Here is a 13,130-nt window from a genome sequence, read left to right as displayed (position 1 = left end):
GAACTCCGGCCATACAGATCGACCGCGATGACACCAGTCGGTGCGAGCGCCTCCACTTCGACCAGTGGTCCGAGACCATTGACCGAGCTGAGTCCGATCGGGGATGGCCTGCCAGGCAGTCGATTCGGGGTGGCACACCGTTCGACATCGACCGAATCCCGAGTTCGGTCCGCCGACACCGGCCGGATCCGGCCCACGCGCAGGCGACCGCGCCTGTTCGATGGCTACTACCTCGCCTGCCGCGCGGGCCTCGCCCGAGAAGCGTTAGCAGCTCGAGTTGCGCCGGTCGGCGGTGACGGCGGGCCGACCGTGGCGCGGAGTGCGGCAGGCGTCGACGATGATCTTACGGGCCGCGCGACCTTCGGGGCTTGGCATGAGTGCGTAGTTGTGGGGCAGTCCTGGGCCCTCGTGGTAGTCGACCGGTACGCCTGCGGCTTCGGCGCGGCTGGTCAGGGCTCTGGCGTCGGCCAAGACCATTTCGTGGGTGCCGGAGAAGACGGTCAGGGGCGGCAGGCCTTCGATAGCACCGAACAGGGGGCTGATACGGGGGTCGCGGAGGTCGAGGCCATCGGCGTACAGTCGCGCGATCTCGGCCATCCCGGGTCGCTGATGCAGCGGATCGACCTGTTCGAGCGCGGCGAGTGCCGGGTCGGACAGGGTGGCATCGATCCAGGCGGAGATCAGCACGACCCGCGATGGTTGCGGCCCACCCTGATCGCGCACAGCATGTGCTGCCGCCAGCGCCAGCAGACCGCCTGCCGAATTTCCCATGACCACGGTCTTCCCCGAGCCGCACTGCTCGATCGTGCGGGTGACTATCGCGGCGGTAGTGGCCACCATATTCGCGGCGCTGCCATGTGGGATCAGCGGATAGATCGGGACCACGACCTGCGCCGGAATCGCGGCGCTGAGTTCGCGGACGAAACTCCAGTGCGGGCGCACGATCTCGGCGAAGAAACCGCCGCCGTGCAGGAAAACCACACTGACGTCGGTGGGACCGGCGGTCGGCGTTATCCGGAATACGGGCCAACCGTCGAGATCATCCCGGGTGACGGTCGCCGTCTTGCGTAGAAAGGCCGGGGCCCGGACTTCTTTGACGCGCCGGTCGCGCTTTTGCACCGCCGCTTGCACCCCTTCCGCGCTGCCGAGCATCCGCTTCTGGCCGCGCGATGCCAACAGTGCGGTGATGGCTCTGGTCTGCCAGCTCGGCTTCGCGGCAGCTCCCTCGGTTGTCATATCCGTTCATCTTCCTGTCGTCGCGGCTCGCACCGGCTGATTGCGCCGGTCACCGATTAGCCTGACGAATATGACCGGTACCGCGCTTTCACAAACCTGCGGTGCGCCGGTGGTATGGACGCGGCCGGGCCATGTCGGATATCTCGGTCCGGAACTGGGCGTCGGGATGCATGCCACGTCGATCGCATATCTCGGCCTCAGCCTGGACGGACCGTTCGCCGTGGAGACGGCGGCGGATGTGGCGATCATCACCCACAGCGTATTCATACCGGCTCGGGTGCCAGCCCGGATTGTCTCGGAGGGCCGGATCGCATTGCTGTTCGCCGAACCCGGCAGCGCGATGATCGCCGGGGTCACCACCGGGTCGGGTAGCAACGTCGAATCCGCGGCTGTCGATCCGAGCGCCGAAGCTGTCCTCATCACCGCCGCCCGCGCCGGTGTCGCCGAACTGGAGCGCCTGATATCGGTTCCGCGGTCGGCCATCGACCCTCGCATCGAGGCGATCGTGCGCGATATTCGTGACGACCCGGCCACGCACATCCGCGCCGAACACGCCGCCGAAGCCGCCGGGATGTCGGAAACCCACTTCCTACGAACCTTCGCCGCGCACACCGGCACCACATTCCGCCGCTACCGCCAATGGGCCCGGCTGCGAATGGTTTTCGCGAGTCTGTCCGCCGGACACGATCTCACCCGCTGCGCCGCCGATGCCGGATTCGCCTCGCCGTCACATCTGAGTGAAACGTTCCGAAGCACGTTCGGACTGTCGCTGACCGAACTACTCAGCTCGTCGGTGACATTCGATATTCGATGACCGAAAACCGAACGGGCCGTCCGGATCTCGCGATCGAAACGGCCCGTTCAGGTCAGCGCTGAGCCAACAGGACTTCGGCGATTTGAATGGTGTTGAGGGCAGCACCTTTTCGGAGATTGTCACCTGAGATGAACAGCGCCAGGCCGCGGCCTTCCGGAACGCCTGGGTCCTGGCGGATGCGGCCGACGAGAGAGTCGTCCTTACCAGCGGCGGCCAAGGGAGTCGGCACGTCGGTGAGCTGGACGCCGGGAGACTTGGCGAGGATTTCCTTGGCGCGCTCGACCGAAATCGGTTCGGCGAATTCGGCATTCACCGACAGCGAGTGGCCGGTGAAGACCGGGACGCGCACGCAGGTGCCGCTGACCAGCAGCTCGGGCAGACCGAGGATCTTGCGGCTCTCGTTGCGCAGCTTCTGGTCTTCATCGGTTTCGAAGGAGCCGTCCTCGACCAGCGAACCGGCGAGCGGGATCACATCGAAGGCGATCGGCGCGACGTACTTGTTCGGGGCAGGGAACTGCACCGCACTGCCGTCGTGCACCAGCTTTTCGGCATCGTCGACCACAGCGCGCACCTGGGAGGCCAGCTCCTCGACACCGGCCAGGCCGCTGCCCGAGACAGCCTGGTAGCTCGAAACGATCAGCCGCTGCAGACCAGCCGCATCGTGCAGCGGCTTGAGCACCGGCATCGCGGCCATGGTCGTGCAATTCGGGTTGGCGATGATGCCCTTGACCAGATTCCGGGTCTGCTCCGGGTTCACCTCGCTGACGACCAGCGGGACCTCGGGATCCTTTCGCCAGGCCGACGAATTATCGATCACGGTGACACCGGCCGCCGCGAAACGTGGGGCCTGCACGCGCGACATGGTGGCGCCAGCGGAGAACAACGCGATGTCCAGGCCGGTCGGGTCGGCGGTCTCGGTGTCCTCGACGACGATCTCTCCGCCGCGCCACGGCAGGGTCTTACCCGCCGAGCGGGCCGAGGCGAAGAAACGCACCTCATCGACCGGGAAGTTGCGCTCTTCCAGCAGTTTTCGCATGACGGCTCCGACCTGTCCGGTCGCGCCGACGACTCCTACCCGTACACCCATGACTGTGCCCCTTTCGACTCGACCGGGAGCGCTGCGTGGGTACGCTGCGCTACCGCCTCCGCGCTCGACCCGGCCAAGTTCAGCGTCCTGTTCCCGCGTGGACGACGGCGACCTCGTCGCCGCCCAGATCGAAGGCCTTGTGCAGCACCTGCACGGCCTCGTCCAGTTCGGTGTCCTTGACCAGCACCGAGATCCGGATCTCGGAGGTGGAGATGAGGTCGATATTCACACCCGCGTTCGCCAGCGCTTCACAGAAGGTGGCGGTGACGCCCGGATGGCTCTTCATACCCGCGCCGACGAGGGAAACCTTGCCGATGTGGTCGTCGTAGAGCACCTGCGAGAAACCGATTTCGGCCTGACGCTTGGTCAGCATCTCCACCGCACGCGCGCCCTCGGTCTTGGGCAGGGTGAAGGTGATATCGGTCTTGCCCGTCTCGACCTTGGAAATGTTCTGCAGAACCATATCGATATTGATCTCCGCGTCGGCGATCGCGCGGAAAACCTTGGCGGCGTAGCCAGGTTCGTCCGGCAGTGCGACCACGGTCACCTTGGCCTCGCTGCGGTCGTGCGCGACGCCCGTGAGGATTGCTTGCTCCAAGGGGATGTCCTCCATCGATCCGTAGACGTAGGTGCCGGGCTTGTCGGTGTAGGACGAGCGCACATGCACCGGAACGTTGTAGCGGCGCGCGTATTCCACGCAGCGCAGCATGAGTACCTTCGCGCCGCAGGCCGCGAGCTCGAGCATCTCCTCATAGGAGACCTGCTGGAGCTGCTGGGCGTCGGGCACGATCCGCGGGTCGGCGGTGAAGACGCCGTCCACATCGGTGTAGATCTCGCAGACGTCGGCCTCCAGCGCCGCGGCCAGTGCTACCGCGGTGGTGTCGGAACCGCCGCGTCCGAGTGTGGTGACGTCGCGACTGTCCTGACTGACGCCCTGGAAACCCGCGACCAGCACGACCAGACCTTCGTCCAGCGCCGCGCGCACCCGGCCCGGGGTGACGTCGATGATCTTGGCGTTACCGTGCGATCCGGTGGTGATCACACCCGCCTGCGAGCCGGTGAACGAGCGAGCCTGGGCGCCGAGCGAATGGATGGCCATGGCGACCAGCGCATTGGAGATGCGCTCACCCGAGGTGAGCAACATGTCCATTTCCCGCGCCGGCGGCGCCGGCGCCACCTGCTGCGCCAGGTCCAGTAGCTCGTCGGTGGTATCGCCCATGGCCGAGCAGACGACCACCACGTCGTGGCCCTGCTTCTTCGTCTCGACGATCCGTTCAGCGACGCGCCGGATACGCTCGGCGGTTGCCACCGAGGATCCTCCGTACTTCTGAACCACGAGAGCCACGACAGGGTCCTCCAAGATCGACAATCAGCTGCTAACAGCACCCCAGCGTACCGGCCGCGGCCCAGCGGATTTGTTCCTACCTCCTCAGCCCGCCAGTACCGAAGGGGCCCTTCGGTACTCGAACTGGGCCGAATCTGCTAGCTGACTTCGGCGGTTCTCGCCATCCGGGAGGGGGCGACACTGCGCGTGTTGATACATCAACCATGTTAACTCGACCCGCAATCGCGCACCCGTGCTCGATCGACGCCATCCGAGCTCGCGTCAGGTCCGCAAATCGGCTCGAATACCGCGGGACGAGGTGCTTGCGCAGTAGTTCGGGGCAGTGTCGTTCAACCGGCTCGACGAGAGATCCGTGCGCGGGCGCAGCACACCGACTGAGCGCGAGGAGGACGATGTAGCTCATGAAGAGCACGGTGATCGAGGTGACCACGGGACGGTCCGAGGTTGTGTACGACATCACCCCGCAGTGCGCGTCGTTCGCGCGCGACGCGGGCGAGGACGGATTGCTGCACATCTTCGTGCCGCACGCCACGGCCGGGATCGCGATTATGGAACTCGGGGCGCGCAGCGATGACGACCTGCTCGCCGCATTGCGCGATCTGCTGCCCGCCGATGATCGCTGGCGGCACGCCCATGGCTCACGCGGGCACGGCCGCTCCCACGTGATGCCCGCACTGATCCCGCCCTATGCCACCGTGCCGGTCATCGGCGGTGCGCTGACCTTGGGTACCTGGCAGTCGATCGCGATGGTCGATCTCAATGTGGACAACCCGGATCGGCAAGTGCGCCTGTCGTTTCTGCGCGGTTAATCCGGCGCTAGGCGGGCGAGTTCGGTGCGATTGGCGATCCCGAGTTTGGCGTGGACGTGGGCCAGGTGCGTTTTCACGGTGCCACGACTGATGAACAGGCGGGCGGCGATCTCCGGATTAGTCAAGCCGGAGGCGGCGAGTTCGACCACGGAACGTTCAGTGGGCGTGAGGCTTTCCCAGCCGGAATCGGGACGGTTGCGTTTACCTCGGCGGCGGGTGATGTAGTCGACCGTCTCGCGCAACGACGTGGTGCGGCCGCGCTCGAGGTATTCCAGCAGCCGCGGGTCGTCGGGAATATCCACGCGCACAACCGATCGGCGCGTCCGCGCGGGCCCGCTCGGCCGCGTCGAACAGCAGGCCCGCCGTCTCGAACGACTCACGTCGCAGCGCCACAGCTGCTAGGGCCACCAGACTGTCCGCACATGCGAGCACCAGGCCGTGCTCGTCTCGAATGCGCAAGGCCTCGTGGTGCATCCGCATTTCCTGCTCGGTATCCGGAGCCGGCAATGCCCGCTGCTCGAGGACAGCGGCGTGTAGGGACGGCAGGGCCGTGGTCAGCGGTGTGGCCGATAACCGGTCAGCAGATCGGCCGAATCCGCCGCCGCCGATTCACGCAGCGCACGGGCGAGTACCAGCCGCGTCCACGGAGTCAATTGATCATCGGAAGGCGGCTGCCGCCAACGGCCTTCACGCCGACACCAGGACACCGCTTCGACCGGTCGTCCGGCGTCGAGTTCGAGCAGGGCGTGCACCCGCTCCCAGCCGGGGACGAACGGTGGCGTCTGCGCTCCCTCGACAAGTCGATCGATCGGGGCGAGCGCCGCGCGAGCCGCCTCGGAACTGCCTGCCACAGCAGGATTTCGGCGAGTGCGGTGCGAGCCAGTGCGATGCGATGGAAGTCGCGCAGCGGTGTCGCGGTGCTCACCGCCTGTTCCGCGAGTTCGATGGCGCGTCCCAGCGCGCCGGAGTACGCGGTCGCCAGTGCGAGCCAGCCGAGTGCGGAGGAGGCGATGGCGCGGTCGCCGCGCCGGATCAGGCCCGTTACCGCGGGCTCCAGCTGGTCGCTCGCCGATCTGTCCACCACCGATTCCGGTGCGATCGTGCGGGTCTACGACAGGATCGGGTGAAGGTGTCCGGTGCCGTGGCGGCACGCCGCCGCCACGGCACCGGTCCTCAGGCCCTGGTCAGCCAGGTGACCTGCGTGCCGTTTCCGAATTCGGTGCGTTTGGTGGGTGCGAACAAGGTCGGGTTGAACTCACCCGCGAGGGCCGGGGTTCCGGTCCCTGCCACCACTGGATAACTCTTGATGACGAGCTCATCGATCTCGCCGAGCAGTTGTGCGGCGAGCTTGCCGCCCCCGGCGAGCCAGATATCCATTCCGTCCTCCTGCTTCAGACGGCGCACCAGGCCGACCGGATCGCTGTCGACCAGTTCGACAGTCGGGTCATCGATGCGGCCGATGGAACTCGAGACGACGTACTGCCGCATATGCGCATACGGGCTGGTCAAGCCGATGGCCAGGCCCGGATCGTAGGTTCCGCGGCCCATGATCAGGGTGTCGAACTTCCGATTCGGCGCATCGACCGCCAGACCGATATGCGGGCGGATATGGGTCGGGAGCGTCTCCGGATACTGTGCCTTCAGCCAGTCCCACATGTCGTCGCCGACCGGATAGAAGCTGATGTCGTCATTGGGCCCCGCGATGTAGCCGTCGAGGGACATGCCGACGAAGTAGACGAGTTTTCGCATAGAACTACCTCTTTCGTGGTGCTGGATCGTCAGGTCCGGGAGAACCAGGTGACCTGGGCGCCGTTGCCGAACTCGCGGCGCTCGGTCGGTGTGAACAGGGTCGGATTGAACGCACCCGAGAAGGCGGATATGCCGCCGCCCGCGACCACGGGATAGCTCTTGACGATCATCTCGTCGAGTTCGTCGAGCAGCGCCCCGGCCAGCTTGCCGCCGCCGCACAACCAGATATCGCCGCCCGGCTCGGCCTTCAGTCGCCGCACCAAGCCGACCGGATCGCTCGCGACCACCTCCACCTGCGGATCATCGACCGGGCCGAGGGTGCTCGAAATGACGTACTGCCGCATATGCGCATACGGGCTGGTGGCACCCTCGGACAGCCCGGGCTCATAGCTCCCGCGGCCCATCAGCACGGTGTCGAACCGCTTATTCGGTTCATCCGCCGCCATCCGGACGTGGGGCCGCACGTGAGTCGGTACGAACTCCGGGTACTGGGCTGTACTCCATGCCGTCATCTCGGCGTCGAGCGGATAGAAGTCGTACTCCCCGGCCGGACCCGCAATGTAGCCGTCGAGCGAGACGGCTACGTAGTAAACGAGTTTTCGCATTGCATACCGCCTGATCCGTTGTACTCTAAGTGAAGTGGTTTGAAGATAGTACTACAGATGGAGTGGTGTCAAGTGCGGACGAATCCGGAGCGGCGGCAAGCGCTGCTCGATGCGGCGCTCGAGGTTTTGGCGAAGGAGGGCGCGCGTGGGCTCACCTTCCGCGCGGTGGACAAGGAGGCCGGGGTGCCCGCGGGTACGGCGTCGAATTACTTCACCAACCGCGATGACCTGCTGACCCAGACCGGCGGGCGATTCTACGAACGCCTGACGCCGAGCGCGGCAACCATGGCCGACCTCGCGACGGGCCCGAAGACGCGGGCGCATATCACCGAGCTGATGCGGGAGACGGCCGGTCGCATCGAGGCGTTCCGCACCGGCTACCTGGCCATGCTCGAGCTGCGCCTGGAGGCGACGCGGCGACCGGAACTGCGCGCGGTCATGACCGAGGCCGTGCGCGCGGATCTCGATTTCAACGTGCGCAACCACCTCGAGGCCGGACTGCCCGGCGACGAAAAATCGGTGATGCTGTTGTATCTGGCGCTGAATTGGCTGATCGTGGATCGGCTCACACTGCCGGGAATCTTCACCGAGGCGCAGAGCCAGGAACTGATCGAGACCGCGGTCGATCGACTCGTCGGCGCCGAGCGAAACGCCGTGTCGTACGGGGAACCCTTGTGACGCACGTCACCGCCATTCGATAATGGGGCGATGATGGCGAATGTCGGAGACCGGCTCCTCGTGCACGGCCACGTTGTGGGACAGAGTGATCGCCACGGCGAAATCGTCGAAGTCCGCGGGCCTCAGGGCGCACCGCCGTATGTGGTGCGGTTCGATGACGGGCACGAATCGCTCGTTTACCCAGGTCCGGACGCGATCATCGAACCCACGCCGCACTGAGCCCCGGCACCAAGCGGGCCCGCTCGCCGCGGGCCCGTTACCTCATGCCCAGCCGCGGACGCGAATACCTTGCGCACGATCGACTTACGCCCCCGACGCTCCGACGGTCAGTCCACTGGATCCGCCGAAATCGCGGTTCGTTCGAAAATACTGAACCGTAACTTGTTCTCGCCGTACATAATCGACCGTGATACCCCCGAGATATGCGGCCGATGTGGCTTCGGGCACTGCCCGCTCAGTTGACTTGCGAATGTGTCACTGGGCACAATTTGCCGATGTAGTTGGGCGGGGGCGGAGGTATGGAATGCGTACAAAGACCGATATCCGTTTCGTCGTCGACGCCGATCCCCAGCAGGTAATGGATGCGCTGGCCGCGGTCGAGATGCTCCCGGACTGGTCGACCTCCTACAGCGATGCCCGGGTCGCCAGCCGCGACGACGAGCTGCGACCGCGTCGGGTATTCGTCAAAGCCGAACTCATGGGCCGGTCGGATCTGCAGGTCCTGGAGTACGAATGGACCGAGACGCGCTCCTCCTGGGAAGTCACCGACAGCACCGAAGGGGTGAAGGGCGGCGGCTGGTTCGAGGTCACCGAGGGCGAGGGTGGCACCGATGTCTGGTACCACGTCGAGCTCTACATCCCGATCCCCATTCCGGGCATGCTGGTGAAACGGACCATGCGCCGCTCGAACGAGGCCGTCGTACAGAACTTCATCGAGTTCGCCGAGGGCTTCACCGAAAACGAAAACTATCAGGCCGTGTAGAACGCACCTGTCGCATCCGGATGCGACGATGTGAACATGATCGGTTCCAAACGGGCACGCCTGCTGCCAACGGCCGAAGATGCGTCGGTAACGCAGCTCGAATTGTTCTTCGACCTGGTGCTCGTCTTCGCGTTCACCATGGTCACCGGCTTGGTCGCACACGACACCAGCGCCAAGAACATGCTGCGCGCAGTGCTGGTACTCGCAGTCATGTGGTGGCTGTGGATCGCCTACTCCTGGCTGGGCAATGTGGTGCGCGCGGACGAGGGCATCGCACGGGTGGCCATGTTCGTCGCGATGGGCGGCGGTTTCCTGGCTGCGCTCACCATTCCGGAGGCCTTCGACGATGCGCCCGGTGGCTGGTACGGTCCGCTGGTCTTCGCGATTGCGTATCTGATTGTGCGGCTGGTACATCTGGCCATGTTCGTGCTGGCCAGCGCCGAGGATTCGCAACTGCGCACCCAGGTGCTGCGCTGGAGTCTCGGTTCCATCACCATCGGAACCACCCTGCTCGTCATCGCCGCCATGACAGCCGGGACGGCGCAGATCGTGCTGTGGATCGCCGCGATCGTCGGCGATATGGGGTGGACCCTGCTGGCGGGCGAGGACTGGCGATTGAACTCGGCCAGCCATTTCTCCGAACGCTACGGGCTGATCACCATTGTGGCGCTGGGTGAATCGATCGTCTCGATCGGCATCGGCGTTGCCGGACTGCCGATCTCGTGGCCGATCGCGGTCGGATCTCTACTCGGTCTCGCGGTTTCGGGCCTGCTGTGGTGGGCGTACTTCGATGTGGCGGCGCTGTCGGTGGAGCACGAGCTGCAGCGGGCCCAAGGCGAGCGGCAGATCAAGATCGCCCGAAACTCCTACACCTTCTGGCATTTCCCGCTGATCGCCGGGGTCATCGGACTCTCTCTCGGACTGAAGAAGGTGCTCTACTACGTCGGCGACGCATCGGCGCACAACCTGAAAGACGCACTGTCCGGGATACCGCTGTTCGCGCTTTACGGCGGTGTGGTGCTGTATCTGATCGCCTTGGTCGGGTTCAAGCAGTACGCGACCGGGAGCGTCACGGTGCCGCGACTGGTGGCCGCGGTAGTGCTGCTCGCGCTGATCCCGGCCGCCTGCGCACTGCCCGCGCTGGCGTCACTGGGGCTGCTGTGCGGTGTGCTGGTACTGCTGATCGTCTGGGAGACAATGCGTTACGCGCAGCCGCGCGATGAGATCAGGCACGCGGCACACGGTTGAGGTGGTAACGCACGGTCTTTTCGTGCGGCGTCGGGCCTACGTGTGAGGGCCCGACGCGCACCCCGGCGTGCACCGCGTCTCGGATCTGATCCACGTTCTCACGGATCATGTCCGAGACCAGTTCATCGGTGCGGGGATCGGCCAGTACCTGGAAGAAGATGCGAAATGTGGTGTCGGCGACGAGTCGGATGATCTCGTCGTGGAACGGGATGTAGCGGACCCGTCCGGCCTGTGGATCGTTCTTGATGAGTTCGAGGATCATCTCGTCCATTTCGGCGCGGTTCTCCTCCAGCGCCGCCGCGATATTGCGGGTGTAGTGGCCGGCGCGCAGTACATGCGCGACCTCATCCAGGATCGCGATCGTCATCGGGCGCTTGATGACTTCGACGATGGTCGTCACGAAGCGGTTCACCACCGCGGCGGTCACCCGATCGCCCAGCGCCCGGTCGACCACACGGCCGACGCGCACCGCGATCACCACGATCCGTAGCAAGCGGAATCCGCGGAAGAACGGGCTGGTCACCGGGATCATGCCGAGCACTTCGTACCAGTAGATGAACGGGAACGTCCACGGCCAGCCCGCACGGCGCCAGCGCCACAGGAATTCGACGGCGAATACCGCGCATACCGAGTAGTCGATCACCACGATCACGCGGTAGGTGTGCGCGGATACGTCGAAGAAGGTGACCCAGGTGACCAGCACGACCGAGACGACGGCCAGCGCCAGCATTACCAAATCCGACCACAGCGCCGGCGGCTTGCGCGGAAAATCCAGCTTCGGCCCTTCGTCGAGGCCGGGTGTGGTCGGCCTGGTTGGAGTTGCCACGTGAGGATCCCTTCGACGCCGAACGGTCCCGCCGACAGTAATACGCGCCGCGACGGGCTACTTCCCAGCGCGGATGATGGCCTCGATATTGCGCTCGGCCAGCGCGGTGATCGTGAGCGACGGGTTCACCGTGCCGGTGCTGCCCGGGATGGCCGCACCGTCCATCACGTACAGGCCCGGATGACCGTGCACGCGACCGTTGCCGTCGGTAGCCCGACCGAGCACCGCACCGCCGAGCGGATGCGCAGTGAACAGTGCGTTCGCGTCGTAGCCGAGTGCGCTGTATTCGACGAGGGCATTGGAGCGTTCGGCGATCCGGTGATCGACCGCGCGGGCGGCCGCCACGATATCGTCACGGTTCTTGGTCGACCAGGACAGCCCGACCGCATTACGGGCGCGGTCGTAGCCGAAGCGTGCGCGGGCCGGATCGAGCACCATGCCCAATGAGGCGAGCGCACCGGTCTCGAACGGAATGCCTGGGATGTACCAATTTTCGAGCGTTAGCGGCACCGCGGATTCGTCGAGGATTCGGCTCGCGCTCGGCACGCCCTGACCGAAACCGGCCAACTCGCTGGCACCGCGAGCCAGCACCACATCACCGTTGGTGCCCCAGCCATCGCCGATGTGCTCGTTGAGGTTCGGCAGTGCCCCGGTCGCCTGGGCCCGCACCAGTAGCTCCGAGGTGCCGATCGAACCCGCGCCGAGGAACAGGCGATCGCAGGTGATGGTGCGGGTGCAGATCACTTCGCCGGTCGGCGAAAGTTTAGTCACGGTCACCGAATAGCGGCCGCCGGATTCCTGCGCGATGGCGTCGACGCGGTGCCCAGGATAGATGGTGGACTTGCCGGTGCCCTCGGCGTAGCGCAAATAATTCTGGTTGAGGTCGAACTTCGCACCGTTGGAGTTGCCGAGATTACTGCGCGCCACCGTCGCGGAAGGCCTTGTAGTGCCGGCGATTTCGCCGCGCAGCACATCCCAGTTGAAGATCGAGTCATTGGCGACCGGCTGATAGCCCGCCCTGCGTACCTGTTCGTCCCAGGCCCGGGAATGCGCGAACGGCGAAGCGGCGTACAGATCCGCCGGAATGGGGCTGAGCCGCAACATCTCTCGGACGCGCGGGTAATAGACGCTCGACATTTCGCCGTAATCGACTGTGCCGCCGAAGACGTGGTCGAAGAAGCGGCGCTCGGGTGCGACCATGGCACCGGAGAAGATGACCGAGCCGCCACCGACAGCAGCGGCCCGCCATACGTCGATGCCCGGATACTCGGTGCAATCGAGCACCCCGCCGAAGCTGGCGAAATGCATCGGCACCTTGGTGACGCCGGTGAAGTTGGTGCGATGCCAGAAACCGCGGCCATCGGGCAGATCGTCACCGGTGAAAATTTCCCGCCATGGATCGTTCGGCCAGCGTGAACCGCGCTCCAGCACAGTATTGGCGATGCCGGCTTCGGCCAAGCGCAGTGCGGTGACCGAGGCGCCGAAGCCGGAGCCGATCACGATCGCGGGCGAATGCTCGGGCGGATCGGGAAGTGGCGCAAAGATTTCCGGGACCCACATGCGGAAAAAGTTGTCCCAGATCGGGTCTGCGGCCTCGGCCGTCGCCCTACCCAGTGCGGTACTCGCGACACCCAACATCGCTGCCGCACTGGCTGCCTTGAAAAAGGCACGTCTGTGCACCCTGGCCACCTCCCTCATCACGCATGGCCGAGCGCAGACTACCGGGATTCCGGAGTCCTGAACAGTGGCAG

At 65.4% G+C, this 13,130-nt stretch carries 16 protein-coding genes; 7 read left to right on the top strand and 9 right to left on the bottom strand.

Annotated elements, in window-relative coordinates; genetic code table 11:
• Window positions 1–264: 264 nt before the first annotated feature.
• The gene (locus tag ACQP2U_RS02060) at window positions 265–1,236 is read right to left on the bottom strand and encodes an alpha/beta fold hydrolase (RefSeq protein ID WP_433713121.1); all 972 of its coding nucleotides are present in this window, start codon (window positions 1,234–1,236) and stop codon (window positions 265–267) included.
• Between the two features lie 70 nt (window positions 1,237–1,306).
• Here ACQP2U_RS02060 and ACQP2U_RS02055 point away from each other — a divergent pair, with 70 nt between their 5' ends.
• Entirely contained in the window at window positions 1,307–2,050 is a 744-nt protein-coding gene (locus tag ACQP2U_RS02055; protein ID WP_433713120.1) for a helix-turn-helix domain-containing protein, read from the top strand.
• A 52-nt stretch (window positions 2,051–2,102) separates the two neighbouring features.
• On the opposite strand, the gene ACQP2U_RS02050 is transcribed toward ACQP2U_RS02055, so the two are convergent.
• Window positions 2,103–3,137: an aspartate-semialdehyde dehydrogenase gene (locus ACQP2U_RS02050; RefSeq protein ID WP_433713119.1), complete on the bottom strand. Its 1,035-nt coding sequence runs from the start codon at window positions 3,135–3,137 to the stop codon at window positions 2,103–2,105.
• Window positions 3,138–3,216: 79 nt separating this feature from the next.
• Complete coding sequence (locus ACQP2U_RS02045; protein WP_397037609.1) at window positions 3,217–4,482, bottom strand: aspartate kinase; 1,266 nt, start codon at window positions 4,480–4,482, stop codon at window positions 3,217–3,219.
• 401 nt (window positions 4,483–4,883) lie between these two features.
• Here ACQP2U_RS02045 and ACQP2U_RS02040 point away from each other — a divergent pair, with 401 nt between their 5' ends.
• Complete coding sequence (locus ACQP2U_RS02040) at window positions 4,884–5,291, top strand: secondary thiamine-phosphate synthase enzyme YjbQ (protein ID WP_433713118.1); 408 nt, start codon at window positions 4,884–4,886, stop codon at window positions 5,289–5,291.
• On the opposite strand, the gene ACQP2U_RS02035 is transcribed toward ACQP2U_RS02040, so the two are convergent.
• Together ACQP2U_RS02035 and ACQP2U_RS02030 are read right to left on the bottom strand one after the other, a co-directional pair.
• On the bottom strand, window positions 5,288–5,593 hold the full coding sequence (locus ACQP2U_RS02035) for a helix-turn-helix domain-containing protein (protein WP_433713117.1): 306 nt from the start codon (window positions 5,591–5,593) through the stop codon (window positions 5,288–5,290). The genes ACQP2U_RS02040 and ACQP2U_RS02035 overlap by 4 nt on opposite strands.
• 252 nt (window positions 5,594–5,845) lie before the next feature.
• Window positions 5,846–6,142, bottom strand: coding sequence for a hypothetical protein (locus tag ACQP2U_RS02030; protein ID WP_433713116.1), 297 nt, complete (start codon window positions 6,140–6,142; stop codon window positions 5,846–5,848).
• Window positions 6,143–6,178: 36 nt separating this feature from the next.
• On the opposite strand from ACQP2U_RS02030, the gene ACQP2U_RS02025 reads away from it, so the two are divergent.
• Window positions 6,179–6,418 carry a hypothetical protein gene (locus ACQP2U_RS02025; protein ID WP_433713115.1) on the top strand — a complete coding sequence of 80 codons (240 nt, stop codon included), beginning with the start codon at window positions 6,179–6,181 and terminating at the stop codon, window positions 6,416–6,418.
• A gap of 46 nt (window positions 6,419–6,464) precedes the next feature.
• On the opposite strand, the gene ACQP2U_RS02020 is transcribed toward ACQP2U_RS02025, so the two are convergent.
• Both ACQP2U_RS02020 and ACQP2U_RS02015 read right to left on the bottom strand, forming a co-directional pair.
• Window positions 6,465–7,040, bottom strand: coding sequence for a dihydrofolate reductase family protein (locus ACQP2U_RS02020; RefSeq protein ID WP_433713113.1), 576 nt, complete (start codon window positions 7,038–7,040; stop codon window positions 6,465–6,467).
• Window positions 7,041–7,069: 29 nt separating this feature from the next.
• Window positions 7,070–7,645, bottom strand: a complete 576-nt coding sequence (locus ACQP2U_RS02015; RefSeq protein ID WP_433713112.1) for a dihydrofolate reductase family protein — start codon at window positions 7,643–7,645, stop codon at window positions 7,070–7,072.
• Between the two features lie 57 nt (window positions 7,646–7,702).
• Between ACQP2U_RS02015 and ACQP2U_RS02010 the strand changes: the two genes are divergently transcribed.
• The 4 genes from ACQP2U_RS02010 (at window position 7,703) to ACQP2U_RS01995 (ending at window position 10,553) form a co-directional block, all read left to right on the top strand.
• Entirely contained in the window at window positions 7,703–8,323 is a 621-nt protein-coding gene (locus tag ACQP2U_RS02010; protein WP_433713111.1) for a TetR/AcrR family transcriptional regulator, read from the top strand.
• A 30-nt stretch (window positions 8,324–8,353) separates the two neighbouring features.
• Window positions 8,354–8,542, top strand: a complete 189-nt coding sequence (locus tag ACQP2U_RS02005; RefSeq protein ID WP_040686020.1) for a DUF1918 domain-containing protein — start codon at window positions 8,354–8,356, stop codon at window positions 8,540–8,542.
• A 304-nt stretch (window positions 8,543–8,846) separates the two neighbouring features.
• On the top strand, window positions 8,847–9,305 hold the full coding sequence (locus ACQP2U_RS02000) for an SRPBCC family protein (protein WP_433713109.1): 459 nt from the start codon (window positions 8,847–8,849) through the stop codon (window positions 9,303–9,305).
• Between the two features lie 36 nt (window positions 9,306–9,341).
• Entirely contained in the window at window positions 9,342–10,553 is a 1,212-nt protein-coding gene (locus tag ACQP2U_RS01995) for a low temperature requirement protein A (protein ID WP_433713108.1), read from the top strand.
• On the opposite strand, the gene ACQP2U_RS01990 is transcribed toward ACQP2U_RS01995, so the two are convergent.
• Together ACQP2U_RS01990 and ACQP2U_RS01985 are read right to left on the bottom strand one after the other, a co-directional pair.
• Window positions 10,531–11,379: an ion transporter gene (locus ACQP2U_RS01990; RefSeq protein WP_433713107.1), complete on the bottom strand. Its 849-nt coding sequence runs from the start codon at window positions 11,377–11,379 to the stop codon at window positions 10,531–10,533. The two genes, ACQP2U_RS01995 and ACQP2U_RS01990, sit on opposite strands and share 23 nt — an antisense overlap.
• 57 nt (window positions 11,380–11,436) lie before the next feature.
• Window positions 11,437–13,059, bottom strand: coding sequence for a GMC oxidoreductase (locus ACQP2U_RS01985; protein WP_433713106.1), 1,623 nt, complete (start codon window positions 13,057–13,059; stop codon window positions 11,437–11,439).
• Window positions 13,060–13,130 lie beyond the last annotated feature (71 nt).

The sequence above is a fragment of the Nocardia sp. CA-084685 genome (assembly GCF_050955785.1).
Classification (GTDB): Bacteria; Actinomycetota; Actinomycetes; order Mycobacteriales; family Mycobacteriaceae; genus Nocardia.
This window is presented reverse-complemented; position numbering and strand designations above follow the sequence as displayed.

Coding starts and splice junctions, on each gene's coding strand:
- ACQP2U_RS02060 (WP_433713121.1), bottom strand. CDS start 1,236: ATGACAACCGAGGGAGCTGCCGCGAAGCCGAGCTGGCAGACCAGAGCC.
- ACQP2U_RS02055 (WP_433713120.1), top strand. CDS start 1,307: ATGACCGGTACCGCGCTTTCACAAACCTGCGGTGCGCCGGTGGTATGG.
- ACQP2U_RS02050 (WP_433713119.1), bottom strand. CDS start 3,137: ATGGGTGTACGGGTAGGAGTCGTCGGCGCGACCGGACAGGTCGGAGCC.
- ACQP2U_RS02040 (WP_433713118.1), top strand. CDS start 4,884: ATGAAGAGCACGGTGATCGAGGTGACCACGGGACGGTCCGAGGTTGTG.
- ACQP2U_RS02025 (WP_433713115.1), top strand. CDS start 6,179: ATGCGATGGAAGTCGCGCAGCGGTGTCGCGGTGCTCACCGCCTGTTCC.
- ACQP2U_RS02020 (WP_433713113.1), bottom strand. CDS start 7,040: ATGCGAAAACTCGTCTACTTCGTCGGCATGTCCCTCGACGGCTACATC.
- ACQP2U_RS02015 (WP_433713112.1), bottom strand. CDS start 7,645: ATGCGAAAACTCGTTTACTACGTAGCCGTCTCGCTCGACGGCTACATT.
- ACQP2U_RS02010 (WP_433713111.1), top strand. CDS start 7,703: ATGGAGTGGTGTCAAGTGCGGACGAATCCGGAGCGGCGGCAAGCGCTG.
- ACQP2U_RS02005 (WP_040686020.1), top strand. CDS start 8,354: ATGATGGCGAATGTCGGAGACCGGCTCCTCGTGCACGGCCACGTTGTG.
- ACQP2U_RS02000 (WP_433713109.1), top strand. CDS start 8,847: ATGCGTACAAAGACCGATATCCGTTTCGTCGTCGACGCCGATCCCCAG.
- ACQP2U_RS01995 (WP_433713108.1), top strand. CDS start 9,342: ATGATCGGTTCCAAACGGGCACGCCTGCTGCCAACGGCCGAAGATGCG.